Origin of the sequence: Deinococcus sp. Marseille-Q6407 (assembly GCF_946848805.1) — a bacterium.
GTDB lineage: Bacteria > Deinococcota > Deinococci > Deinococcales > Deinococcaceae > Deinococcus.
Map to the genome: position 1 here is coordinate 38,124 of NZ_CAMPFU010000005.1, position 24,041 is coordinate 62,164.

A 24,041-nucleotide genomic window follows, 5' to 3' on the forward strand; every position below is an offset into this window, starting at 1 on the left:
AAGAAGGGAGTTTGGCCTGACCCCTGTTTCATAGCAGCTGCCACTGCTCTTCTCCCCCTGCGGTGGTTTCTTCCAATCGCCACGTCTGGCCGGTCACGGCGTCCTGCCAGCCCTGGGGGATGCGGCACATCAGGTAGCAGTGATTGTCCAGGGAGTCAGGGCGCACGCGCAGGCTTTCGGTCTGAAGCACAGCGGCGAAAGACGTTTCACTGTCGCGGCAGACGTGCAGTGCAGTTCCGTCCTGCTGCCAAGCGTGGGAGGCCTTGACCTCCGCCCAAATCCAGCTTTCGCGCTGCTGGGGTGTCAGTTGAGTCAGCAACGTAGGAAACTGCGTCTGCACAAACTCCTGCTGTTGGTGGTAGGCGTCCAGAGACTTTTGCTGCTCGTCGCTGACCGGCGTGGTGTCATACAGATAAGTGCGGGCCGGGGACGTACCGATAAGCGTGGGGCGCTGACCTTCTCCGTGGACCTGATGCCACGCTTGCCCCTTGCCGTGGCGAACATAGCTCTGCTCGCTCAGGTGCAGTAACAGGTTCGCTGCGGCGCTGTCCAACACCGTTACTGTTGATGGGGTGCCCATAGTCTCAACTCCTTTTTGCCCTGATGGCGGTGAGGTTCAGTGGTCAGCCGGCTGGGCCAGCTGATTCAGCAGGTACTGCTGCCGGCGATACAAGGTCGAAGGATGGACGCCAAAGCGTTCGCTCAGCTCCTTGCGGCTGTAGTCGGGCGACAGAATCATTTCGTCTTGTTCCTCCGTCCACTGGACCGGAGGCCGGAACGCGGGGTTTTTGCCTTCTTTGAGCAGGCGGCGGCGGTAGGCGGCGGTGCCTTTGGTCTCCCCAAAGATGTTCAGGGCACGGCGCAGCTTGGTGACCTGTGCCCGTGAGATGCCGAAAGTCTCTTCTACTTCGGGGCCAGCCCACTCGCGCAGCGCTTTTTCCAGCGAGCCGAACACCAGAATGGACGCAGGGCCACGGCGAGTGCTGCCCTTCGCCCGGCCCATCGGCCAGGGCACGGTTCCGTTCGTAAAACGGATGATTTCGGCATCGACATTATCTAAATTGCAGTGGACAGTATCGCCCACCTTCAAGTTCAGAGGTGGGACTTCCTGACTACGGTCGTTTTTCATGTGCTTCCTCCTGGGGGCGGGACATTGTCTTCTGTTCTGGCGTCGGCCACCACATCGTGTAACCAGCCGCTCAGCCAGCCGCTCAGGTCGGCGTCACCGTCCACATCCTCCCCATCCACGATCACGGCACTGGCGCGGCGCTTGGCCTGTCTGAGACTGTACAGTCCCTCATCAATGGTGCCCTTTGCAAGTACGTTGGTGACGTGTACTGTCGACGATGACTTTGACTCAAACGATGCCCCGCGTGGTCAGTAGACAGCAGCTCGGTATGGGCGCCGTCTCCCTGGCAGCGCTGGCAACCGTGGGACTGGTCGCTTATCTTGCCGTGAACTCGGTAGGCACTGTTGCGTTCTGGAACAGCCCCCTTCTGACGCTGATTCCCCTGGTGGGACTGATGGCGCTGGCCGTGGCTTCTGCCACCGTGATGAGTGTCTGGGCTGTGGCGATGTTCATGGCTCCTGCCCAGTACCGCGCTCAGCGCTTGGTCGAAACACAAGTCTGGTTGGCCTTGACCCTGCTTACCGTGATGACTCAGTTTGCCTGGGCCAACATGGTGGTTGGCCTTACCTGCACCGGCTGAGCGTCCTTTGCCGCTCCAGCAAGAAAGCGTCCCGCGCATCACTGCGGGACGCTTTCTTGCTCCCCAGCCCTACAGGGAGATGACCTGCGGAAGCTCAGGCTTTTATGGCCTGGTCTGGGGAATACAGATCACCCCGTACCATTGCTGTCATGTTGTCGTAGTTCTGACGCATGCTCTGCACAACGTTTTTATCAGCTTCAGACACGGCCTGTGCAATAAAGTCCATCACACCCAGGGGCTGCTCATTTTCATTGTCAGAAATGGCGCTGGCTGTCTGAGTCTCATTGATTAGAATGGTCTGTTCAAACAGATCAGGTATATTCTCTATTTCAATCTGGGAGTTCAGGTCTTCTAGTTCTACCCCGCGTAGGGCGGCAATGGCCTCAATATCGTTTCCGTCCAGCTCTTCAGCCATGATCTTGAGGCGTTCTTCCACTTCAAGCGGTGATTCTTGCACCACGCGCTGTACTGCGAAATCGCACAGTACCTCCAGGTTCTGTTCGCCACGAACGCCAATCCACAGTTGTCCTCCTGAGCGCCCGCAGCGGGCGTAGTTCTGGCTCCCATCACCCCCCCACCATCCCGTGACGAAGGGTTGCCCACTTTGGATCAGAACGAGCAGGGCGGTGGCTGCTTCGGGATACAGGTCGCCCAGATGCCACGCGCTCCGTGCATTTTCGTCGCTTGGAAGGTTTACAGTCGGCTCACCATACTCTTCGCTCAGCACCAGATAGCGCTGATACAGCTGGTCGAGAGGGTCGAGCGCCATGCCGACGCGCACGCGGACACCTTTGCCTTCGAGACCAGCCATTTCCACGGCCACACCTTCGGGTACTTCAATGAACTGGTGGGTATAGCGGTGCAGTCGGTAGACCGGATGATAGGACGTTTCCATCAGGGTAGTGGCTGCATCAACGTGACAAGTTGTATCGGTGGAAGGCCAGAGTCAGGCTGGCTTCGAGCATTTCGTCCGTCTTCGAGAAAGACAACGACTTACGAACAAGCCGACCCAGCCGCTGTCTCAGCGTGCAGTTCAATCGTTCGACATGATTCGTTTCTCCCTTCCGGGTTAGCCGCTTTACCCCCAAGAGCGGTTCATCGTAGGCTCGCCACAGATCGGTGCAAAACGTCCCTTTCAGTCGCTGCTCAAGGGACAATGGTAAGCGTTCCCAGAGCTTGAACGCTGTTTGCTCACTGCGGTCACCCAATACCCAGGCCAGCACCCTGCGGGTGCTGCGCTCCAGGGCAATCCAGATCCACCTCGTCTGTTTTTTCTTGGCAACGAAGGTCCACATTTCATCCAGCTCAATGACCACTTCTTCTGGAGGTGTCATGCAGACTGTACCAGTCTGCATCACTTCACGGGCCCCTTTTTTATCCACCGGATCACGGTGTTGCGGTGAACACCAAAGACGCGCTGTACTCCTCTCAGACTCATCCGCTCGTGGACAGCATCAAGAATTTGTTGCCGGGTCGCTTCACTGTGCGCTATAGGGCGGGCCTCCGGGTGGAAACGACGGCCACAACCCTTACATAAGTAGGTCTGGGTGCCATTTTTGGCCTTCCCATTTTTGACAGTGTGTGTGCTTTGACAGGCTGGGCACTCCGGCATCCTGTCAGTAGATCACGTTGGTACAGCCACTACCCCAGCTGATAGCTTCCCCTTCACGGTCATCGTCAGTAGCGAACAGCACGCGGTCACAGCGGCCTGCCAGCGTTTGCAGACGGCTGACCAGCTCTGTTTTATCAGGCGAGATGATATAGACGGGTTTGTAGCCGTCAGGATTGATGCCGGTGTTGGCCCAGGGTTCACTGCGGTAGCGTTCGGGCAATTCGTCGGCCTTGCGCGGAAGATCACGGATATGCCCTACAGAGGCTTCAACGATGTAGTCCGGGCCGAGGTATCCCCTGAGTGTCTTGGCCTTTGAAGGCGACTCGACGATAACCAGAGTTTTCACTCCCCTAGCCTAGCGGGTCAGAAAATACCCGTCCTCTAGCGGAATGATTTTCAGCCGGCATCCTGAAATTACCGCAGGTGGGGTCACCAGCAGCGCCTCGGAATGTAGACGGGTTTCTTTTCCTTCCCAGAATCCGTTTGCTGAGTGCTATCCCCTTTGCATCCGGGCGGCGAACCAGGCTGCCTCGACACGGATACCGTCATATTCGGTAAGGTCGGCCAGCAATCTGCCCAGCTGCGCTTGGAGCGCTCCTACCGCCTCCCAGCGTCCCACCACGGCCCAGAGTTGGCCGTACCACCACCTGATGCTGTGCATATCGTGCAGTGAGTCGGCCAGCCACCCTGCGAGCTGCTGCACCAGCCTGCGGCGCTCACTTCCTGGCGGTGAATCGGCCAACATGGACAAGCTGGAAACTGCGTCCTGCACGTTGCCAAGTTTTATTTCCAAACTAAAAGATTCAGTAACGGGGCTGAGTTGATAAAGCCCAGTAACGGCCATGCGGTAGAGCTGTTCACATAGTTCTACCCTCATAGGGTTGTTTAGACCGGAAATCAGGCTTAGGGCGGTGTTCTTCCGTTTGAAGTCGCTTTCCAGGTCGCGCCAGGTTGCCCCCCACTCATCCGGTCTGAGTCTGGGGGTGGTGTCCGTGGTGCTGGTCTTGACTGCCCAGAGGGTCGTTGCCCAGAGGTTCTGTCCCTGAACAGCTGCGGCGTGCGCTCCAGAGTCGAGCAGTCCAGCGGCATGCAGCTCTGCCTGGAGATTCCTGATGTGGCGGTCGGTGTAGCCCAGTGCGGCAGCCACGATACTTTGCGGCAAGTGGAATGTCACGGTGCTGACGGCCCCGTTGTAACCCTTCTGAGCAGCCACTCTTACTGCTGTGGCATGCAAGGTCTCCCAGAGCTTCTGAGCGCCTTTGCTGAGCTTTGGTGCGCCGGCTGCTATGACAACAGCTTCAGCGCTGGCGTACCGGCTGAGCCGGTTAATGGTCAGGACTTTCGGCAAAACCGGCTGCTGGGCCTGTTGGAAGGACTGTGAAAGTGCCTGCGCCTCGGCTGGCGTAGGCGCATAGGGTGTTTGTGGCTCTAAGGCAGTTGCCCCTTTTGCGGTCTTTTGTGCGTCCAGCACGGCAGCATGACAGCGGCCAAGCACCTCTGAGAGAGATGGGGAAATGGTAATTGTGTTCAAGGTGTAGCGCACTTTCCCCAGATGCGCTACGCTGAGCTTGTCAGGGCTGGGTGTGCGTAGCGCATCCGGTTTTTTTTATTGCTTTGAGAGTATCACTCCTTGTGGCCTTTACGAGCGCGGCCAGCAGGTCTCTTGTCTAAACTAAGTTATATCTAGTACCTATACCGTGACAGAATGTGACACCCGGCGCCAACAAAAAAAGGCCTTCCCTGCCAGCGCCGAAGCGGAGGCAGGGAAACGGGGTGACTTTTTGGAAGCAGGAAAGTTTTACTGCATCTGGACTGACTGGACATGCCATGCGTCACCCTGTTTGGTCAGGGTAAAAGTCTGGATGACTTCAGGTTTGGGCGCCAGCACTTTCAGGCGGTTCAGCAGGGCCGTGTTCTTGTTCCAGGGGGTCGTCCCGTCGTCCTGGGAGATGGCAGTTACCGTGGCAATGTCACCGTCAGCTTCCACCTTGTTGACCTTCTGGACCTTGTAGTTGACCGTACAGACTTCTCCGCGCAGGCTCTGGTCGGCGTACTGAAAATCACGCTCAAAAGCTGGAGTGACTTTGATTGGGTAGTATTTACCCAAAATTGTGTCTTTTGGGGCGTCTATGACCAGCAGGCCGGCGTCACGCATCAGCTGCGCCGTTGTCAAAACTGTTTTTAGCGACTCTGAATACTCCCCCTGCGGTTTTCCTATGGTCGTCAGGCCAATCTGGCACACACGGTTCTCTTTGGGATAACCGGCCTGATAGGTCTGGATGACGTTCATGGCTTCATTTTCGCTTGGTCCTGCTGCGGCACCGCAGGCGCTCAGGCCCATAGCCAGCAGTGCGGGTAACACGAATCTGTTCATAGTCCCCTCCTGGCAGCCATAGTAAATCAAGGCAACTCAGGAGAGGAACAGTTGGGGAGCAAAAATTATGCTGTACGGCTGTTTTTTAGGGAGCAAAGTCTTTGGGCAAAGGCTCTGCCCAGCGGGCCACCTTGCCGCGCTGATCTTGAAGCACCACGGTGTAGTGGTCTTTCTCAACGCGAATAAGGGTTTGTGCAGGCGGCTGGCTATAACTGACGCCCGCTGCCCCGACTTTTGGACTGTCGCATGAGAGACCGTCAAGAGCAGTGACCTTGCTGTAGGCGTCCTTTTCCAGCAGTTTGGCACCAATGGCAAGAACGCAGGCGGTCAGCTGCTGCTCTGCTTCCATGTCCTGCCACTCACTCGCCTCGCTGACCTCAGCTGGAGCAGGTGAACAGGCACTTAGGAGAGCGGCCAGCAGCAGCCACCGCCTCCGGCGCACTGGGTGCCTCATCTCAGATTTCGCTTTTGAGATAGTTGGACGGGCGGAAAGAGATTTTGCTGCTGCGTGTGGACATCACGCTTTCGCCTGTGCCGGGCTTGACGAAGCGGCGCGGAGCAATTGCAATCTTCTTGAAACGCCCGATGCCAGGGAGAACGACGCGGCTTCCAGTGTGAAGCTCATTGATAATCGTTCTGAGAATAATGCTGTACACGTAGTTCGCGTCTTTCAGCGACATATTGCAGCGTTGCGCTATGGCCCGGACAACCTGGGCCTTGCCTATCCTGGCACGGGCCGCTACAGCAACTTGATGCGGCTGCTGACGGGGGGCCGCGCGGACAAGAAAGTGGTGCTGCTGACCGCTACGCCCGTCAACAACACCATCTGGGACTTCTACTATCAGGTGCTGCTGATGACGAAAGGCCGCGAGGACGCCTACAGCGCTTACGGCATCCCCAGCCTCAAGTCGTTTTTCACGGGGGTCAGCAAGGGCAATCAGGAGTTCTACGACCTGATTGAGCACAGCATGGTGCGCCGCAGCCGCCGCGACGTGCGCCGCAGGCAGGAGCAGGGCGAAGCGGTGATTATCGGCGGGCAGGAAATTCGCTTCCCGAAGCGCAAGCTGCACCGCGTGGAGTACAGCCTCACAGACCAGTTTGGGGACTTTTATCAGGGGCTGGTGGGGCGCATCGAAAGTCTGCGCCTGGTGGCCTATAACCTGGAGCGCTACAAGGTGGACGCCGATGCCACCGAGGTCAATAAGCGTGAAGCCCTGACCGGCATCTTCAAGACCAACTTCCTCAAGCGCCTGGAAAGCAGCGTGCATGCGCTGTCCAGCAGCATTGCCAACCAGCGCCGCTTTCAGGAGCGCTTCTACGAGCAGTTCAGGCAAGGGCGGCTGCTGGACGCTGGCACCAACCGCAAAATCGAGCAGGTGCTCCGTCTGGCCGCCGCCGAGGACGACAGCGAAAGCAGCGGCAAGCAGGAAGGCAAGCAGGACAAGCTGCTCGAATCCCTGCCCGAAGTCAAGGCTCTTGAATACGACGTGTCCCGTATGGAAAAGGACATTCAGGAGGACCTGAACGCCCTGAAGTGGATGGAAGCGGCCATCAAAGACTTGCTGGTCTCACGCGGCACCGGCGGCGAGCAGGACGCCAAAGTAGCGGCCATCAAGCAGTCACTTGTCGAGCGGGCTGCCCAGCAGGGACACCGCAAAGCGATTATCTTCAGCTATTACCACGACACCGCCGAGTACATTTACCGTGCCCTGGTGAACGACCCCGCATTTATGGTGGCCATGAACCTCACGCCAGAGCGGGTGGCGTTCCTCAGCGGCAGCAGCAGCGGCGAGACTCGCAGCAATGTGGTGCGCCGCTTTGCCCCGCACTCCAACCGCCGCAGTGAGGACGATGACCAGATGTATCAGCGGCTGCTTGACGAACCGATTGACCTGCTCATCAGCACCGACGTGCTGAGCGAAGGCCAGAACCTGCAAGATGCGGGCTACCTGCTCAACGCCGACCTGCACTGGAACCCTGTGCGGATGATTCAGCGCGCAGGCCGCATTGACCGCCTGGGTAGTCAGTTCGAGGAGCTGGAAATCAGTAATGTTTTTCCTGAAGAGGGCCTGGAAGACGTGCTGGGCCTGGTCGAACGCCTTCAGATCCGTATTGCTCAGAACTTGCACCTGTATAGGGAGACAAAAAGCGCTCCCAGAGCTGAAATTCTGGAAGTGTGAATCAACCGGTTTCAGGGGAGCGCGTCCGTATTTTCGCACAGCAGGTTCTGGATATTCCAGAGACGCTGTATCAGCAGCGAAGCTTGCAAGCTTCGCTGCACCTCTTCCACAGTCCAGGTCAGAAGACCAAGTTCAGCCAGGCAGAGGGAGTCAGCCCCAGTGCACTCAGCCGTTTCTTCAACATCTACGACTGGGATTCAGACCGTTGCTAGGAAGAGATGCAGGACACCCAATGGCGCATGTTGCTGGACGCGGCTCACTCCAAACGCCGACCTCGGTTGCGGCTCAGTGTGGATCTGACCACGGTGGAAAAGGTGGGGACCCAGTTGCCCTTTGTCAGTGTGTACAACGGTAGACATGGCATCCATCTGGTGGTCTTGTTCGCCGAAAATGGGGAACTGAAGTTCCCCATTTCTTACCGGGTCTACCAGGGCAAGTACACCAGCACTCCCGTCACGTTAGCCCTTGACCTGCTGGAAGAGGTGCCAAACTTCGTCGGGAAGCGCTTTCAGGTCTGCGTACTGGCAGACAGTGGATTCGAATCCGCTGTCTTTCTGGACGGTGTGCAGCGTCTCGGTTTCGAGTTCGTGGTGGGTGTGCGGAGCAACCGACGCACGGATCATCCTGGGCGGGTGACAGTGGCGGATTGTCCGCACGGAGGGTATGTCAACCTCGCCAATTGGCCTCTAGAAACGCTGACCCTGGGGAGAATAGACCGTGGGGACCGTGAATTCTTCGCGGTGTCATCCGAGCTGCTGGAGGGGAAGGACATCCTTGCTGAAGGAAAACGGCGCTGGGCGCTGGAATCCTTTTTTAAGGAGGGAAAGCATCAGTTTGGGTTGGCGCAGTTCGCGCTGCGAACTGCCAGGGGTCTGGACCGCTGGATTCTGATGGTCTTTCTAGCCTTCACCCTGACCATGCTGTATCGCTCAGAAGGGATGACCTTGAAAGAGGCGGCACGCCTGGCCCTCTACACCCTGTTCCCCGTAGTCAGGCTCAACCATCTTCTGAGTCAGCTCCAAAAAGAACGAGAATTTCTTCTCCAGCACGGCTATTCGCTCAGCTATGCAAGGTGCAACTTATGAGATAGAAGCTTTCGAGGAGCATACCGATAGAGGTAAACGTCTGAGCGCGGTACTTATTACCCAGAACGGCAAAGAGACGGAAGGTCTGCTGGGTATCGTTACCGTTTACGACTTGCCGGAAGCCATTGCCAGCCTAGGTTGAGGGCCGAGTTCACCGTGCCGTGCAGCGGTTTGCAGACAGTTTCTATCCATCATGCCAATCCCAGTGCTGGGGAAAAATCCGCGCCGGCACGTTTTTCAGACACACTTTAGACCTGCAGCTCAGTCTGAACATTGCTGTAAACGGAACAGAATCCGGCCGCCCAGCCTGGTCGAACTAGGAAGTTGACGAGCAATAACATTTGCGGCAACGCTTTTCGATAGCCTGACAATATGCGTGTCATTCTCAATCTTCAGAATGGGCAGGAGCAGACGCTGGAGCTTTCTCCCGAACAGATTCAGACTCTTGGCCTGAATGACCTGACGCCGGGAGAAACGGTCACGGCGACCATCCGGAGAGAAGCTGGGGACGAACGTGCTGTTCGGCTGGAGCAGGCGCTAGAGGAGCTGATGCAAGAACAGGCTGGCCTTTACCGGCGGCTCAATGACGCATGATCTATTTTACTGAGGCGGAGATTCTCTACTTCCACGACCGCGTCTTAGCCCAGTTCGGTGGAACGCCAGGTGTCCGGGACAGCGGCTTGCTCCGCTCCGCCCTAGAACAGCCGGCCATGAGTGTCTTTGGGCAGGAGACCCATCCCACGCCAGAGCTGAAAGCGGCCGCTTACCTGTACCATTTGGCGCGGAATCATCCTTTTATCGATGGGAACAAGCGCACAGCCTATACGGCCATGGCCCTGTTTTTGCGCCTAAACGCAATACGGCTTCAGGCCAATGAGGACGAACTGTTCGATTTGACGTTGGCCGTTGCCAATGGCCAGATGAGCAAGGCAGAGATTGCTATGTGGATAGCCGAGCGGCGCTGATTTTTGAAACCGAACTCTACTTAACAGCAGCTCAGCTTCCTGTACCAGCGTTTAGAAGAAGAGGCCTGGAAATTTACAGCAGCAAGGTCCTTTTGGTCCCTCTTGGCGACTTGGCGTAACAGGAGTTCAATAGGAGAAGAACTCTTAGGTTAATCTCAGCGAATTACCGAAGTAGAGCTTCACACCGACCACTCCCTTCCCCCATGCTTCAGCTCAGGCAAAAGCGGAGGGGAAACCGTTTGGAATTGTTATTTTGTTATTCAGTATATTAAACTCTTGCCACAGTTCGGCATATGTCTGAAGAAGATACTGGCGCGGATTTTCACCTGGTCCTGGGCATGGCTGCCTGTCCGAGCGACCCCACTGATGCCGAATGGGAAGCAGAAAACAATATCTGGCTTGGACGCTGGAAACCCTTGAACATTTTTGGTCTGGTTGGCAAGGAGCCTGGGCACCAACGCACTGTGAACATGCTGAGAGGGTGCGCGCCCAAGCGTCGCTGAGTCGCTGACACCAAGCCGATGGGCACGGCCTAAGCTGCGACCGTGAGGAAACTCGTCCTGTTGGCCCTCGCCGCCGTCCTTCCGTCCGCCAGCGCTCAGGGCACCTTGCTGTACTTCAACGACGCCCATGAACTGGCTCCCCTCGGCGGCGGTCAGCGTGGCGGCATGGCCCGTCTGGCCACACAGATCGAGCAGATCCGCAGCGAACAGCCGGAAACACTTGTCCTCTTCGGTGGCGATCTGGCCGGTGGCACCCTATTTGGCGAGTTCCGTGGCGAACCGATCGTCGAAGCATTCAACCAGATCGGCGTAGACCTGGCCAACTTCGGTCAGCATGAATTCGATTTCGGAGCTGCGCAAGCGCAGCGACTGGTCCGGCAGTCCAAGTTTCCCTGGATCAGCTCCAACCTCACCCAGCACGGTCAGCCGTTCGCCGGTGCAGCCACCCGTAAAATCCTCAGCGTGGGCAATGTCAAAGTGGGCTTCATCGGCCTGACGACAGCGATGGAGACCACCAACGCTGGAGACACCGTTCAGCAAGGTGAGGTCGTCGAAGCCGCCAAACGTGAGGTGGCCGCCTTACAGGCTGAGGGTGCGGAATTGATCGTCGCCATCACGCAACAACCGTTGGAGGCCGATCTGAAACTGGCCAAAGAGGTTCCCGAGCTGAACCTTATTCTTAGCGAAGAGGAAAGCGAAACCCGGACCACCATGATCGCTGAAGGGGGCACGGTCATCGCCAAACCGGCCGGCAACATCGGCTCGGTCATCCGCGTGGACATCCATGCACCGCAGCAGCCGCTCAAGCTCTCCGTGCTCCCTATCGGGCCCGAACTGGTGGAACAGCCGCAGATCGCCGAATTGGCCACCCGGTACATGACCCAACTGGAACGAAGACTGGACCGAGTGATCACCCAGAGCAGCGTGGACCTGGACGCGGGTGCCAAAGTCAGCCGGGTTCAGGAGACGGCGCTCGGCAGCCTGATCGCCGACGCGTTCCGCGAAGCGACCGGTGCCGACATCGCCCTGATGCAAGGAGGCGGCATCCGGGGAGACAAGGTCTTCCCTGCTGGACCGGTCACCCTCAAAACGCTGACCGAAATCCTGCCATTCGGTAACCAGGTCATGATGGTCGAAGTGGACGGCCGTACCCTCCAGGCCGCACTGGAGAACGGGGTAAGCAAGGTCGACGAATACTCCGGACGTTTCCCGCAGGTCAGCGGACTGACCGACCGTTTCGACCCGGCGAAGCCGGTCGGTCAGCGGGTCTCCGAGATCCGGGTCGCGGACAAGCCGCTTGACCCACAACAACTGTACAAGGTCGCTTTGGGCAGCTACCTGGCCGCAGGCGGTGACGGCTACACCATGTTCAAAGGGGCCCGGGTGCTAATCAGTCCAGCGGACGGGGTACGGGACGTCACTGCCCTCAGCGAATACCTGCAAAGTCAACCGACCATCGCTCCTCAGGTGGACGGCCGGATTCAGCAGCCTTAGCTGTGTGACTGGAACGGACCGGTGCTGCCTTCTGAACGCGGCACTGGCCACTTCTGGAGGTGAACCTGGATTTGGACCGTTCATGCGCAACTGGGGACCCCGGTTCCGCCCGCAGAATCTCCAAGAGACTCCGCCTGCCATGCTGCGTCACAGACGCCACGGAACGCGCACCAGTAGCACCTCTCTGATGACGGCTCAGGGTGGAAATCCAGTGCCTTCATCCTGTCAGTGGCTTCTGTAAGTTGCTTCAGAGTCGCTTGAAGAGTGTCTGGCCCAAAGGTCACCAGTACGCCGTGCCGCAGATAAGCCAGTGCCGCCTGCGAGGCGCCAAGCTGATAGGCATACAGCGCCAGCTGAGGCAGATACTTCTCCGACTGCATTCGGCGGAGAGCGGCGCAGGTTTTCGGTACGCCGGGCACCGTCTGGCAGCGCCGCATGAAGTTGACAACCCCGGTTCAGGTTCCGTCCATATTCGTCGTCCGTCGCCCCAACGTTGAAGACGCATTCGCCTGTGGCACTTTGTGGTGTTTTAAGGCGCTGCCTGTGGCACTTTGTGGACTTTGGGTGGGCTTACCCGTGGCACTTTGTGGAATTTACCTGTGGCACTTTGTGGTGTTTTAAGGCGCTGCCTGTGGCACTTTGTGGACTTTGGGTGGGCTTACCCGTGGCACTTTGTGGAATTTACCTGTGGCACTTTGTGGTGTTTTAAGACGCTGCCTGTGGCACTTTGTGGACTTTGGGTGGGCTTACCCGTGGCACTTTGTGGAATTTGGGGGCTCCTGCCCGTGGCACTTTGTGGAAAAATTCGTGCAAACGCCCTCCCAGACTGAATTTTTTTGCCCACCTTGATGATGATCATCATATCTTTTTCCTTATCTTTTAAAAGATATGATCATTCATCAAAGTACCGGAGAGAACGCAGCGGAGCAGGTACACTTTAACTATGGCAACCAAGGACATGGTCATCAGACATGACGAACCAAACTTGGCACGCCTCAATCTGGTTCTGGCACTTAACCGTACCGAGCTGAGCGAGTGGGCCCGTGAGATCTCTGTCGATGCCATGGGTACCATCTCTATCCGATGCACAGCACCTCGTCACGGTCTGGTGCCACACGGCATTGATAACGACATTCTCTTGGGGCTGGTCAACGCAGCAGTCTTGCAGGGTATGCCAGAAGACGACACCGTCAGGCTGTCGACCAGAGAACTGCTTCAACTGAGTGGAATCACGCCCAGTGCCCGAGCGTATAAGAACTTGCAGGAGACGCTGCGGCGTTTACAGTACACAGCTTATGACCTGACCGACAGCTGGTACGACGGAACCAAGCATCGCTGGCGGACGGTCAGTTTCAGTTTGATCAGTCGCCTGGGTGCAGAGGACAATACCAAAGACGTATCGAACGCTGGGCAGTGGCGTGCGGAGACGCTGTTGGCCATCCGTTTGGACGACAGCCTGATGAGCAATATCCGTGCAGGGCACCTGCTTCCTCTGGACACCGAAGTCTTGTCGCATCTCCGGCAGCCCATGACCCGCAACGTGTTCCGTACCCTGTCTTTTCAGTGCACTGGCGCTTCACAGGATTCGGTTCTGGCCTTTCACGTGCCGCTGAGCATCTGGGCGACCCACCTCGGGATGCACGAATTGCGGTCAGATTCGGTGATGCGGGCGCTCAAACCAGCTCATGACGAGCTGATCAAGGTGGGTTTTCTGAAGAGCGTTGATTACACTGGCCGCGGAAAAACCCGGACCATTCGCTACATTTTTGACAATATTCGGACGGTGGCCGATCCCGAAACGGTCGCGCTGCTGGTCCGCTACAACGTCAGCGGTAGCCGGGCCCTGACTCTGGCCCAGTCATACGGCGCGGAAGGGGTTCAGCGGGCTGTGGCGGTCCTGGAAGCCTTACTTCAGGGCAGCTACAAGACCAAGATCCGAAACCGCGCCGGCCTGCTGAGTGACATTCTGGAGAATCCAGACAAATACGACACCATCCTGACGGATGTGGAGGGTACGGCGGTATCGGTAGAGGTAGACCGCAAGGCACAGAGGGTCGAAACGGAGGAGTCACCTGCTCCCAGAGACGAAAAGTCGGCACGGATGATTCTGCTGAATCAGCTTGACGACACCGAGGAGCGTCGCCGCCTACGTGACCGCGCGGTTGAGTTGTACGTTCATCACCGTGCCAGCACGCTTGAGCTGATGAAGCTGCTCCGGCTCAGTGACGAGGAGGCGGACGCCTTCTTGACCGAGTTGGAGGGGCGATAGGCGCTCATCTGTAGACGTTCCTCGTGCCAGAGCTGCCGAGCCTCAAGAGGCCGGCAAACGCTTGACAGAAAACGGAACAGCACTCACAATGCAGGTATCTAAGCTTTCTTAGAGAGTTTACCCAGGAGCCTGCCAGATGCCACCAAGACTGACCCATCTTCGGATGCATTATCTACAGGTCATTGCTCGCCTGACCGACCTTGACGGCCCGCCGAGTGCAGCCGAGCTGGCCCGTGAACTGCGCCTCACTGAAGCGACTATGAGTTATCACGTCACTGCCCTGACGGAACTGGGCTATCTATTGATAGCGGCGTAAGTTGGCGTCCATAAGCTGACGGGGCAGGTGAATATAGCGGACCCGCTGCCAGGCGGTGACAAGCCTCTTTTTCAGCGCTCTGATGGAGTGGGCACAAAAGTTCCCCAACACATTGCGCTTGACGTAGGCCCACACCAACTCGATCGGGTTCAACTCTGGAGCATACGGAGGCAGAAAGATCAGAGAGAGGCGTTCGTGGGTTCCCACGAACGCCTGGGTCACTTTCGCGTGATGAATTCTCGCATTGTCCAGCACCACGACGATGTTCCCCTGAACTTGGCGCAGGATGTGCCCAAAGAATCGGATGACTTCTCCACTGCGGATCGCTCCGGATGTTGTGTGCTGGAAGAATCGTCCATCTGAAGTGATCGCCCCAATCGTCGAAAGCTTCTCCCAGTTCGCTCTGAGCGTGACCAGGGGCGTGACGCCCCTGGGTGACCACGTTCGCCTTCGCACGCCTTTCAACGAGAATCCGACCTCATCCAGATAGATGATTGTGGCTCCCTCAGCGACCTTTTTTTTCCAACTCCGGGAGCACCTGTTCCCGCCAGGATGCAATCCGAAGTTCGTTCCGCTCAGCAGCCCGCCCATCTGGCATCTGTGGGCTGAACCCCAACTTTCGTAGGATTTTACGGACGTGATCATGGTGGTACCACACCTCGAAGTGCCGCCCGATCAGCTCTGCCACGCGTTTTGTCGTCCAAGTTTCGTCAGGAAACCCATGCTGCAGAGCACCCTCCCGCAGGAGGGTGCGAAGCTGGTCGTGCTGAGACTCAGTCAGCCGAGCAGGACGACCAGAGCTGACCGTCGCTTGCAAGCTTCCCTTCTTTCTGAGCCGAGCACTCCAAGAAGTCACCGTGAGCACGGAGACGCCGAAGTGAGCAGCAATTTCGCGGTGTGTGTGGCTGCCTTGCTGCAGCCACTCGGTAGCAGCCAGACGCCGCTCCTCAAGTTGGGCACGAGAATATTGGTTCGGTTGCCATTCCACGGTCCCTAGAGTTTAGCAGCGCATACTTACGCCGTTATCAATAGAACGCCGCGGACCACGCGGCCGCTTGCAACTGACAGAAAAGGCTCACCCCCTGATCCACAGGGGCCTGCCGATTTATGGGTCCATCGCGGCGGGGCTGCCTGCATTTGCCCATCAAGATCCGGATGCCTACACCCCCAGCCTGGAAGAACTTCTCGGTGTGCGGCGCGGTGACTTTCTGCTCCAGATTCGCGGTGAAAGTATGACGGGCCTTGGCATCACGCCCGGAGACTATGTGGTCATTCGACCGGCGGAGGAGGTGATAGACGGTCAGGTGGCAGCCGTGCTGATTCCCGACGAAGATGCCGCCACTCTCAAGCGGGTCTACCGCAAAGGCAAGCAGGTTTGGCTGCAAAGCGAGAATGCAGCGATGCCGACCCTGAAGTATCCGGCGGATGCAGTCCGGGTTCAGGGCCGACTGATCGGCAAGGTGGGCCTGTTCGGCTGAGAAGCGAGTGGAGCATGTCTATGATCGCCTGCCTGCTTCTCCAACCCTGGTCGCTCAAGCTGCTCACGCGGCAGTACCCTGGGGTCCCAGCAGCCGTCCTGAAAGAAGGCGGGCGGGTGCTCTATGCGGATCAGCTTGCCACCGATGCGGGTGTGACTCCTGGTCAACCGCTGCACGCGGCCCTTTCACGCTGCCCGGAGTTGCACGCTGAAGTTGGCTGCCCGGCTCAGGCCAGCGCCGCCTGGGCCGAACTGCTGGAACTGCTTTATAGCGGATTCTCCGACCGGGTTTACAGCCCGCAGGAAGGTCTGGCGTTTGTGAAGGTTGGCGCAGGTGCAGCCCGGCAGTTGGCCGCTTTGTTAGAGGCCCCGGTTGGCCTCGGCGGCAGCACGGAGCTGTCTCAGCTCGCGGCCCTGCGGGCACTCCCCGGAGAAGTCCGCACTGCAGGCACCGGTCAGGCCGAACAGGCCTTTTTGATGTTGACTCCTCTCCCCCACCTGAATGCCCTGGGACTGACCGAGCGTCACCTAGAGCGTTTACAGTTTCTAGGTATCGACGGGTTGGCGGCACTGATGAAGTGGTCAGCGGCGCAAAGAGAAGCGTTTCTGGGCGTGGAAACGGGTCAGCGTCTGAACCGCTTTTTCAGAGGAGAACGCACGTCCGCCCTCCCCCTTCACCACGCTCCGCTCTTGCTGAGCCGTAGCCTGGAACCAGACGCCCCGCTTCTGGAGCCCGGCGAGGCGGCCGCAGCCCTAATGGACCTGGCAACCGCGCTCTGTGAAGAGTTAGAGGGCCGCTTTGCGGCGCAGCTCCGCGTGAAGGTCCATACCCTGGCCGGTGAAGTGCAGGCAACCCGGCAACTGAAAGGGCGGCTGGACGTCCGGGGCCTGGCGCGGCTGGCGGAGCTGACCTTACATGAAACCCAGGCCTTGCCGCTGGGCATTGACAGAATAAGCCTGGAACTGACTGGTCTGAGCCGTCCAGCCCAGATGACCAGCCTGTTCGCGCGGATAGGAGATCTGGACGTGACTGGGGACTTGCTCCGCCGGTTCCCGCAGGCGCTGGTGAAGGTGGAATGGCTTGATGAGTATGCCTACGCAGCCGATGCGCAGTACCGCTGGGTGGATTGGGCGAGCGGCGAGCCGCGTCCTTCGCCTATCACTCCACTGCCGCCCCAACCGCCAGCCAGACTCCGGCGGGTGTCCGATCCGGTCGGGACTCACCAGCGGTTCTTCGAAGGTGAAGGATGAAGGCTGTGCAGCAACCCGTGGCGGTGCTGGAGGCTGACCATCAGCCGCGGAGTTTTATTTGGAATGGCAGGGCTTACCGGATTGCCCAGATACTTGACCGCTGGCAGTATGGTGGACGCTGGTGGCTGGGAGAAGCGGGGCGCGACTGTTTTCTGGTCCAGGCTGGTGGCCTGACCGCGGAGCTGCACCATGAGCGAGGCAAGGAGGAGTGCTGGTGGCTGGCACGCGTCCAGGACTGACGGCCCTGCTGACCTGTCAGTCGTTCTTCTCGGAAGGGCGGTCCACAGTATCACCGGGGCGTCTGGTTGAGCGGGCGGCTGCGGCTGGCTTCAGCGCTGTCGGATTGACCGATCATCTCAGCGTGTCGGGCGCCGCCGAGCTGTGTGAAGCGGCGCGGGAACATGGCTTACGCAGCCTAATCGGGGCAACTGTTCCGGTCGCCTTTCCTGCTCCAGCACGGGCCTCTTCAGCAACGGAAATCTGGCCGCTGATCTTACTCGCCAGGAACCGTACCGGATACGCCCGGCTGTGTGAGTGGATCACGCACGTTCGGATGAACGAGCTGGACGCTTTACCGGCCAGCCTGTTGGGCACGGCCGAACCAGACAGCTTGGTCTGTTTGACCGGTGGCCGCAGCGGATTTCCCACCTCTTTGGGAGAACGCCATCAGATTCCGAGGATCGCGGCTCTCCTGAGGGAGTTGCGGTCCGCGTTCCGTTTCAACCTCTACGTGCAGCTCTATCACGGCGAGGCACCGGGAGAAGCGCGGCGGCTCAGCCTGCTGCGCGGCCTGGCCCGCGACCTGGAGTTGCCGGTGGTAGCGGCCCCGCAGGTTTGTATGGCTGCACCTGAGGACTATCCCCTGCTGGACGCCCTTACTTGCGCCCGCCTGGGCACGGATGTCAGCGTGCCGCACCCGGAGCGGCCCAGAAACGCCTGCGCCTGGGTGCGGACGCCGCTTGACTGGGGAGCCAAACTCTTCTTTCCGGACGCCCTGCTCAATGCCGAAAAGCTGGCGAGCGAATGTGCGCTCAACCTGTTGCCGGAGCGTCTCAGTGTTCCGGAGCCGCGACTGCTTCCTGGGCAGACGGCGCAGTCCCTACTGGAGACCCGAGCCTTCGCCGCACTGCCTGAACACTACCCTCACCGGCTGGCCGAAGCAGACCGCCGGCTGCGTGAGGAGTTGGCGACGGTGCGGGAGCTGGAGATGGCCGGATTTTTCCTGTTGGCTGCAGAGGTGACGGATTACTGCCGCCAGCATGGCATTCTGGCCGCCGGACGCGGATCGGCGGCTGGATCAGTGCTGTGCTACCTGCTGGGCATCACGCTGTCAGATCCCCTGGAGCACGGCCTGCTGTTCGAGCGCTTCTTGCATACCGGGCGCGCCCAGATGCCGGACATCGATATTGACATCGCCAGTTCTCGGCGCAGTCAGGTGCTGGCCTGGGTCGAAGAGCGCTTCGGGGATCAGGGCAGCGGCGAAGCGATGGTGGCCAACCGGGTGACCTACCGCCTGCCGAGCGCGGTGCAGGACCTGGGCCGGGCACTGGGGCTTCCCAAGGAGTTGCGGGACCGACTGTCCCGTGCGCTGGGCCGCGACTACCGCCACCACCGGCCGCACCGCGCCCGGGAAGCCGAACTGGTCTTCGACGAGGTTCTGGGAACGGCTCCGGTTCGGGAAACCCTGCTCAGGTTGCTGGAAAGCATGGAGCCCCGGTTTGTGCGTCATCTCGCTCCTCATTCGGGTGGCGTGGTGCTGTCCAGTCGGCCGCTGACATTTTACAGCCCGCTGATGCGCTCCAGCGGTGGCCTACGGATGCTGATGTTTGACAAGGACGACATCGAGCGGCTGGGCCTGGTCAAGCTGGACCTGCTGGGCCTGCGGATGCTCTCGGCGCTGGAGCGGGCCCGCGAAGAGGCCCTGCGGCTGAGTGGTGAGTGGGTGAATTATGGTGCCCTGCCGGACGATCCCCAGGTCTGGCAGCGCATCGCGTCGGGCGATACGCTGGGCCTCTTTCAGATTGAGTCCCCGGCCCAGACCCAATTGGCCGCCCGGCTGCACCCCGGCGATCTGCAGGCGCTGGCCCACCAGATTGCCCTGATTCGGCCCGGGCCCATCCAGTCGGGCAGCGTGCATCCGTATGTGCGGCGCGCCCGTGGTGAGGAGCCGGTGCCCAAACGAATGGAGCCGCTGCGCACCATACTGGCGTCCACTCACGGGACCCTGCTGTTTCAAGAGCAGATTCTGCGCATCGCGGTACAGTTCGCCGGCTACTCCTGGCCGGAGGCGGACCGCTTCCGCAGCTGCCTGAGCCGAGTGGAGGACGCAGGTGAACTGGAGCAGCTGCGCCGGCAGTTCGTCCTGGGCGCGGCGCTGACCGTCGGCGCTTTTCCTGAAGAGGCGGAAGCGGTCTTCACTGAGTGCACGCAGTTCCGCGGCTACGGCTTCGCAGAAAGCCACTCGCATGCTTTTGCCCAGCATGCTTATGCCAGTGCATGGATGCGGCAGCATCACCCGGCCGCGTTCCTGGCTGGGGTATTGAGTGAGCACCCTGGTATGTGGCCGCTGAGTACTACAGCGCAGCAGGCGCGCCGCTGGGGAGTCAGGCTGGAACCGGTCTGTATCAACCGCAGTGGCCTGAACTACCGTGCCCTGAGCCGTGACCGGGTCCGTATTCCTTTGAGGCAGCTGGAACAGGTTTCGGATGACCTGGCTCGCCGCATCGTTCTCGAGCGAATGCAGGGTGGGGCGTACCAGAGCGTGGAAGATTTCTACGACCGGGTGGCCTGTCCCCTGCCGGCGCTGGAAAGTCTGGTGGGGGCTGGAGCGTTCGACCGTGTCGATCGCAGCAAAAACCGCCGAGAAGCGTACTATGTGCTGCACACGGTGGCTCATGCCCGTCCGTCTGGCCAGCGAGGTCTGCTGAGCGTCTTCGCGCCGGTGCCCGAACTTCCTGAACTTGGTCCCGACGATGGGCTGCTGCTGGATTTGAAAACCGCGGGGGTCTCAGCGAGTGGCCGGCACCCGCTGGACATGCACCGGGCTGCGCTGCGTGACCTGGGAGTTCAAACGTTGGCCAGTCTGCAGCATGGTCGGCGTGCCCTGACCGCCGGCATGATCATCGCGCGTCAGCGGCCACCGACTGCCCGTGGATTTGCTTTCTTCGTGCTGGAAGATACGACCGGGCGGGTGCAGGCTATCATCAGCCCGGAGCTGTGGGAGGCACACCGGGCCTTGCTGCGTGACGCTGCCGCCCTGGTGATCCAAGGAGAGGCACGCCGCCAGGGCCAGTCGGTCAGCCTGCGTGCCGAGATCCTTAGCGATTTGCCGCTGGGGACCAAAGTCGTGGGGTACAGCTACGGGTGAGACGCGGGGACCACGCTCTGGCGACTTCTCGGTGACGCGCATTTGATGTCTTCACCGAAGGGACAGAGTGATGGCCTTAACGCAGCTACGGCTGACAGGAACCGCCACCCGTCCAAGGTACCCCTGGACCTCGCTACCTATTTCGCTGACTGCTCGGTTTCGAACAGCGCCCTGAGTTCCTGCAAAAGTTTCTGGGCCTTCTTCCTCTTACGGGTATCCAGACTGGCCAGCTGCTTGGCGCTGAAGTGGGAGCGCAGTGTGCGGAACTCTTCGTTCAGATCAATGTCCTTTTCCGTACCCGCTGTCGCACGGGCTGGCTTCTCCTGTTTTAGTGCCTGCCGGATATCGCGTACGCCCCACTCTCCTGCCAACACCTTGGGAAGCCAGGTGGCCTGCTGCTCTTCAGAAGCACGGCTGAGTTCCATCACCGCGCTGTAGGGGGCGCCGCTGCGAAGCGCTTTCAGGAGTCCAGCGGGCAAATGCAGGAGCGGCAGGTAATGGCGCTGGAAGCCGGGCAGTGAAATGTCCTTTCCGAGAATACCCAGAGCTTCTTCCGCCGACGTGACGACTTCTTCTACTGTATTACGCCTTTGACTCAGCAGCTGAATCACTTCTTGCGTCTCCTTGCCCAGCGAGAGACTGACCAGATCAATCACCGCATGGGCCATCTCGTAAGCATTGAGGTTCTCCCGCTCCAAGTTTTCTTTGAGGCTATAGAGCCTGGCCTGCCGGTCCTCCAGTGGACGGACGATCGCAGGGATCCTCGGCTGACCGGCCAACTTGGAAGCTCTAAGCCGGCGCTCTCCTGCGACCAACTCGTACCCCCCGCCCGGTAGGGTGCGGACCAGGATGGGCTGCAATACTCCGTTGGCCTGGATATCTTCTGCCAGGGATTCCAGACCGGTGAAGTCCAACCTGGCCTGGAAGGGCGAAGGCCGGATGTCCCCGACCGGAAGGTATTCCAGTGGAAAACGTTTGCCCTGAGTATCTTCGATCTTCTGCGCGACCGACTTGGTCTCTTCCAGGGCCTGCATCATTCCGGCACTGAGTTTCCGCTTGGTCATGCGCCGGCTCCGATGCGGCTGAGTAGCTGATCCACCAGCAGACGGATCTCCTCTTTTGCTTCGGCGTCTGCTGCGATCGCTCCGACGGGACGACCTTCAGGTTGGCAGCGGTTATAGACGGCTGGCCGGTGGGTGATAAGGCCGGCCAACTGATCTCCCAGTGCCTCCTGGTATACCTCCACCGCCTCTTTGGCGTGAGAGGTGTTGTCCATTTGAGTGATGACGTATAGGGCGATCCTCAGGTTGGGGTTGGTGTACCCGTATTGTTCCAGCATCCGCTGCACTCCCCGAAGAGCGACGATGCCTTTGTAACGGGCCGGGATAGGAACGATCACCCAATCGGCAGCGTTGGCAGCGTTGGCCGTCAGCTTGCCGAGTGAAGGCGGCGGATCAAGCAGGATAAAGTCGTAGGTTCCCTCTTCACGCAACTGATCTACCGCCCGGCGCAACCGCCCTTCCGCGTTGGGATAGCCTCCGAGCGCCATGTCGGTGTAACTCAGTTCCAGATGACTGGGAATCAGGGACATCCCATGAACTTCGGTTGGTTTAGGCAAGGGGGTGTAGTGCTCCAGCGAATTCTTGACCGACTCCTCCAGCTCGGCTTTGCCTTGCCCCAGCCACTGGGAAAGGTTGGCCTGAGGATCGAGGTCGATCAGCAGCACCTTGAATCCACGCTGTGCCAGATCGTAGCCAACATCCCTAACGGTGGATGTTTTCGCCGCTCCCCCAGCATGGTTGAAGGCCATCAGCACCTGCGTTCTCTTCGTCATACTTCATATTGCCTGCTTGAGGTGACAGGTTCAAATCTGTTGGCGCAGAGTCAGGGCGCATGGAGGGATGCGTTTGTGGCGACGTCGCCACAAATAGGTTGTTCAAAGCTGATCTGCCTCCGGAACGCAGAAAATAGCTTTTCGGTAAGTGCCCTACCGCTCATATTCGTTGCCCTGGGCACGGTCGCTTCTGACCAACTTTCCGTGAACAAGGAGGTTGTCGTCCTTATAGTGATGTCCTCCGCCTACGCCCCGGCTGTCCAGTTGTGGCGACGTCGCCACAGATCACGCTCTTGAGACGGATGGGCGTGTAGAACGCAAAAATAGATTGCCGGCAAGTGTCGAAACTTCGACGTTTGCTCTTGGCAACATGACGTTTTTCCAACTCTCGCTGAAGGGCAGATAAGCTCCAGCGATGGTGGCCGAGGGGCTGCCTGAAGCCCTGAGTGACCTGGAATGGGGCGAGGTGTCGGTCGGGCGTCTGGGGCGGACTGTGCCGGAACGGGAACGGACGCCTGGAGGCTCATAGACCCTTGTCGGTTTAAATGATTTCCCGAGCCAAACAGCTTATTTAGAAAGGCATGCGTCAGAACGCTCCAGTAGGATGCCCCTGTGAACAAAGCCCTTCCTTTGCTGCTGTTGCTGGCCGCCACTGCTGCGCAGGCTCAATCCACGGGTTGCCTTAACCAGTCGGCCCGTGTCACCAGCGTGTACCGCGGAGAGCAGCTTTTCAGTCTCTGCACCGCCGATTCCCAGGTAAGCTACTCGCTGACCGACCGGATTCCCCGCCTGGTGGTGGAGGTTCTGACTCCAGCCAAGCTGCAGGGCAACGTCAGCCGCGAGGACGACTTCCGGGCGGACGTTCGTTTGCCCCTGAATGCCCGCGCAGACCTCAACGACTACCGTGGCAGTGGCTACGACCGGGGACACCTGGCCCCAGCTGCGGACTTCAAGTACAGCGCTACTGCCATGAGCAACTCGTTCCTGCTCAGCAATATCGCCCCGCAGGAACCGAGCTTCAACCAGCAGGCCTGGAACGGTCTGGAGGATGCCACACGGGCCTGCGCCCAACAGACCGGCAAGCTGACGGTCCTTACCGGCACCTTGGGTAAATCAGGCAGCCTGAACGGACGGGGGAGAGTGACCATCCCCGCCAGCTTCTTCAAAATGTGGACCGACGGCCAGGATTACCGTCTGTGGGTCATGCCGAACGTAGCCATCAACAAACTCAGTGGTCAGCAGTACGGACAGTACGAAGTGAGCATCAAGGAGTTGCAAACCTACTGGCCGGAGTTCAGTGTGGGTCTGCCATTAAATGCGGCTCAACCTGGCAAGCTCTGCCCAGGAGCGATTCCTTTAAAACAGATCGGCAGTACTCCGGCAGTGCGTCCAGCCACCCCACCCAGGCCAGCGGCTCAACCGGCCTATCTACCGCCCAGGAACGACGCACCCTACTATGCCAACTGTGCGGCAGCGAAAGCGGCGGGAGCTGCACCTTTGCGCCGGGGTCAGCCTGGGTACCGCGCAGCGATGGATAGGGATGGAGACGGGGTGGCCTGCGAATAAGAAATAGGGGAGAGTTTATCTCTCCCTCGCAACTCTTAG

The 24,041-nt window shown here is 59.2% G+C and carries 28 protein-coding genes and 1 pseudogene; 15 read left to right on the plus strand and 14 right to left on the minus strand.

The genetic code is table 11. The annotated features are described in order from the left end of the window. Positions 1-28: 28 nt before the first annotated feature. Genes OCI36_RS11810 through OCI36_RS11820 form a run of 3 tightly spaced genes read right to left on the minus strand, consistent with a single transcriptional unit; the run spans position 29 to position 1,254 of the window. Positions 29-580 (minus strand): hypothetical protein, encoded by a 552-nt coding sequence (locus tag OCI36_RS11810; protein WP_261665280.1) that lies wholly within the window; start codon positions 578-580, stop codon positions 29-31. Positions 581-616: 36 nt separating this feature from the next. Continuing rightward, a complete protein-coding gene (locus OCI36_RS11815; RefSeq protein ID WP_261665281.1) occupies positions 617-1,129 on the minus strand; it encodes a hypothetical protein in 513 nt (170 codons plus the stop codon). Beyond that, positions 1,126-1,254 (minus strand): hypothetical protein, encoded by a 129-nt coding sequence (locus tag OCI36_RS11820; RefSeq protein ID WP_261665282.1) that lies wholly within the window; start codon positions 1,252-1,254, stop codon positions 1,126-1,128. Before OCI36_RS11820 ends, OCI36_RS11815 begins: the two co-directional genes overlap by 4 nt. A 143-nt stretch (positions 1,255-1,397) precedes the next feature. On the opposite strand from OCI36_RS11820, the gene OCI36_RS11825 reads away from it, so the two are divergent. Beyond that, positions 1,398-1,709 (plus strand): hypothetical protein, encoded by a 312-nt coding sequence (locus tag OCI36_RS11825; RefSeq protein ID WP_261665283.1) that lies wholly within the window; start codon positions 1,398-1,400, stop codon positions 1,707-1,709. 94 nt (positions 1,710-1,803) lie between these two features. On the opposite strand, the gene OCI36_RS11830 is transcribed toward OCI36_RS11825, so the two are convergent. From OCI36_RS11830 to OCI36_RS11860, 7 genes are all read right to left on the minus strand, one after another. Further along, the gene (locus OCI36_RS11830; protein ID WP_261665284.1) at positions 1,804-2,604 is read right to left on the minus strand and encodes a hypothetical protein; all 801 of its coding nucleotides are present in this window, start codon (positions 2,602-2,604) and stop codon (positions 1,804-1,806) included. A 16-nt stretch (positions 2,605-2,620) separates the two neighbouring features. Beyond that, positions 2,621-3,321, minus strand: a protein-coding gene (locus OCI36_RS11835) for an IS1 family transposase (protein WP_148231767.1) whose coding sequence is annotated in 2 segments (ribosomal slippage) — positions 2,621-3,087 and positions 3,087-3,321 — 702 coding nt in all. Because the reading frame shifts where the segments join, the coding sequence is not laid out codon by codon here. 4 nt (positions 3,322-3,325) lie between these two features. After that, on the minus strand, positions 3,326-3,667 hold the full coding sequence (locus tag OCI36_RS11840; protein ID WP_261665285.1) for a toprim domain-containing protein: 342 nt from the start codon (positions 3,665-3,667) through the stop codon (positions 3,326-3,328). A 147-nt stretch (positions 3,668-3,814) separates the two neighbouring features. Beyond that, on the minus strand, positions 3,815-4,852 hold the full coding sequence (locus OCI36_RS11845) for a hypothetical protein (RefSeq protein ID WP_261665286.1): 1,038 nt from the start codon (positions 4,850-4,852) through the stop codon (positions 3,815-3,817). Positions 4,853-5,119: 267 nt separating this feature from the next. Continuing rightward, positions 5,120-5,695: a hypothetical protein gene (locus tag OCI36_RS11850; RefSeq protein WP_261665287.1), complete on the minus strand. Its 576-nt coding sequence runs from the start codon at positions 5,693-5,695 to the stop codon at positions 5,120-5,122. Between the two features lie 85 nt (positions 5,696-5,780). After that, on the minus strand, positions 5,781-6,044 hold the full coding sequence (locus tag OCI36_RS11855) for a hypothetical protein (protein WP_261665288.1): 264 nt from the start codon (positions 6,042-6,044) through the stop codon (positions 5,781-5,783). A gap of 106 nt (positions 6,045-6,150) precedes the next feature. Further along, positions 6,151-6,540: an HU family DNA-binding protein gene (locus OCI36_RS11860; protein ID WP_261665314.1), complete on the minus strand. Its 390-nt coding sequence runs from the start codon at positions 6,538-6,540 to the stop codon at positions 6,151-6,153. On the opposite strand from OCI36_RS11860, the gene OCI36_RS11865 reads away from it, so the two are divergent. From OCI36_RS11865 to OCI36_RS11895, 7 genes and pseudogenes are all read left to right on the plus strand, one after another. Continuing rightward, the gene (locus OCI36_RS11865; RefSeq protein ID WP_261665289.1) at positions 6,448-7,875 is read left to right on the plus strand and encodes a C-terminal helicase domain-containing protein; all 1,428 of its coding nucleotides are present in this window, start codon (positions 6,448-6,450) and stop codon (positions 7,873-7,875) included. The genes OCI36_RS11860 and OCI36_RS11865 overlap by 93 nt on opposite strands. Next, a pseudogene (locus OCI36_RS11870) lies at positions 7,872-8,960 on the plus strand (transposase). The gene OCI36_RS11865 and the pseudogene OCI36_RS11870 overlap by 4 nt, the downstream one beginning before the upstream one ends. Continuing rightward, entirely contained in the window at positions 8,941-9,102 is a 162-nt protein-coding gene (locus OCI36_RS11875) for a hypothetical protein (RefSeq protein WP_261665290.1), read from the plus strand. Before OCI36_RS11870 ends, OCI36_RS11875 begins: the two are co-directional and overlap by 20 nt. A gap of 230 nt (positions 9,103-9,332) precedes the next feature. Further along, on the plus strand, positions 9,333-9,554 hold the full coding sequence (locus OCI36_RS11880; protein WP_261665291.1) for a hypothetical protein: 222 nt from the start codon (positions 9,333-9,335) through the stop codon (positions 9,552-9,554). Then, positions 9,551-9,925, plus strand: coding sequence for a type II toxin-antitoxin system death-on-curing family toxin (locus OCI36_RS11885; RefSeq protein ID WP_261665292.1), 375 nt, complete (start codon positions 9,551-9,553; stop codon positions 9,923-9,925). The genes OCI36_RS11880 and OCI36_RS11885 overlap by 4 nt, the downstream gene beginning before the upstream one ends. Before the next feature lie 293 nt (positions 9,926-10,218). Continuing rightward, positions 10,219-10,428 carry a hypothetical protein gene (locus OCI36_RS11890; RefSeq protein WP_261665293.1) on the plus strand — a complete coding sequence of 70 codons (210 nt, stop codon included), beginning with the start codon at positions 10,219-10,221 and terminating at the stop codon, positions 10,426-10,428. Between the two features lie 42 nt (positions 10,429-10,470). Next, positions 10,471-11,922 (plus strand): bifunctional metallophosphatase/5'-nucleotidase, encoded by a 1,452-nt coding sequence (locus OCI36_RS11895; RefSeq protein WP_261665294.1) that lies wholly within the window; start codon positions 10,471-10,473, stop codon positions 11,920-11,922. 80 nt (positions 11,923-12,002) lie between these two features. Here OCI36_RS11895 and OCI36_RS13450 read toward each other — a convergent pair whose 3' ends face one another. Next, positions 12,003-12,359: a PD-(D/E)XK nuclease family protein gene (locus tag OCI36_RS13450; RefSeq protein ID WP_409996743.1), complete on the minus strand. Its 357-nt coding sequence runs from the start codon at positions 12,357-12,359 to the stop codon at positions 12,003-12,005. A gap of 506 nt (positions 12,360-12,865) precedes the next feature. Here OCI36_RS13450 and OCI36_RS11900 point away from each other — a divergent pair. Continuing rightward, positions 12,866-14,191, plus strand: coding sequence for a replication initiator protein A (locus tag OCI36_RS11900; protein ID WP_261665295.1), 1,326 nt, complete (start codon positions 12,866-12,868; stop codon positions 14,189-14,191). Between the two features lie 136 nt (positions 14,192-14,327). Beyond that, positions 14,328-14,507, plus strand: coding sequence for a helix-turn-helix domain-containing protein (locus tag OCI36_RS11905; protein ID WP_261665296.1), 180 nt, complete (start codon positions 14,328-14,330; stop codon positions 14,505-14,507). Here OCI36_RS11905 and OCI36_RS11910 read toward each other — a convergent pair. Beyond that, positions 14,490-15,495, minus strand: a protein-coding gene (locus OCI36_RS11910; RefSeq protein ID WP_261665297.1) for an IS630 family transposase whose coding sequence is annotated in 2 segments (ribosomal slippage) — positions 14,490-15,026 and positions 15,028-15,495 — 1,005 coding nt in all. Because the reading frame shifts where the segments join, the coding sequence is not laid out codon by codon here. The genes OCI36_RS11905 and OCI36_RS11910 overlap by 18 nt on opposite strands. 67 nt (positions 15,496-15,562) lie before the next feature. On the opposite strand from OCI36_RS11910, the gene OCI36_RS11915 reads away from it, so the two are divergent. Genes OCI36_RS11915 through dnaE form a run of 4 tightly spaced genes read left to right on the plus strand, consistent with a single transcriptional unit; the run spans position 15,563 to position 20,602 of the window. Beyond that, positions 15,563-15,985 carry a LexA family protein gene (locus OCI36_RS11915; RefSeq protein ID WP_261665298.1) on the plus strand — a complete coding sequence of 141 codons (423 nt, stop codon included), beginning with the start codon at positions 15,563-15,565 and terminating at the stop codon, positions 15,983-15,985. A gap of 14 nt (positions 15,986-15,999) precedes the next feature. Beyond that, complete coding sequence (locus tag OCI36_RS11920; protein WP_261665299.1) at positions 16,000-17,235, plus strand: Y-family DNA polymerase; 1,236 nt, start codon at positions 16,000-16,002, stop codon at positions 17,233-17,235. Continuing rightward, positions 17,232-17,474 carry a DUF6504 family protein gene (locus OCI36_RS11925; protein WP_261665300.1) on the plus strand — a complete coding sequence of 81 codons (243 nt, stop codon included), beginning with the start codon at positions 17,232-17,234 and terminating at the stop codon, positions 17,472-17,474. The genes OCI36_RS11920 and OCI36_RS11925 overlap by 4 nt, the downstream gene beginning before the upstream one ends. Next, positions 17,450-20,602 carry a DNA polymerase III subunit alpha gene (gene dnaE, locus OCI36_RS11930; RefSeq protein ID WP_261665301.1) on the plus strand — a complete coding sequence of 1,051 codons (3,153 nt, stop codon included), beginning with the start codon at positions 17,450-17,452 and terminating at the stop codon, positions 20,600-20,602. The genes OCI36_RS11925 and dnaE overlap by 25 nt, the downstream gene beginning before the upstream one ends. A gap of 137 nt (positions 20,603-20,739) precedes the next feature. Here the strand turns inward: dnaE and OCI36_RS11935 are convergent, their stop codons facing one another. Both OCI36_RS11935 and OCI36_RS11940 read right to left on the minus strand, forming a co-directional pair. Next, positions 20,740-21,666, minus strand: a complete 927-nt coding sequence (locus OCI36_RS11935; RefSeq protein WP_261665302.1) for a ParB/RepB/Spo0J family partition protein — start codon at positions 21,664-21,666, stop codon at positions 20,740-20,742. Further along, positions 21,663-22,436, minus strand: a complete 774-nt coding sequence (locus OCI36_RS11940; protein WP_261665303.1) for a ParA family protein — start codon at positions 22,434-22,436, stop codon at positions 21,663-21,665. Before OCI36_RS11940 ends, OCI36_RS11935 begins: the two co-directional genes overlap by 4 nt. A 612-nt stretch (positions 22,437-23,048) precedes the next feature. On the opposite strand from OCI36_RS11940, the gene OCI36_RS11945 reads away from it, so the two are divergent. Then, a complete protein-coding gene (locus OCI36_RS11945; protein ID WP_261665304.1) occupies positions 23,049-24,002 on the plus strand; it encodes a DNA/RNA non-specific endonuclease in 954 nt (317 codons plus the stop codon). The last annotated feature ends 39 nt before the right edge of the window (positions 24,003-24,041 follow it).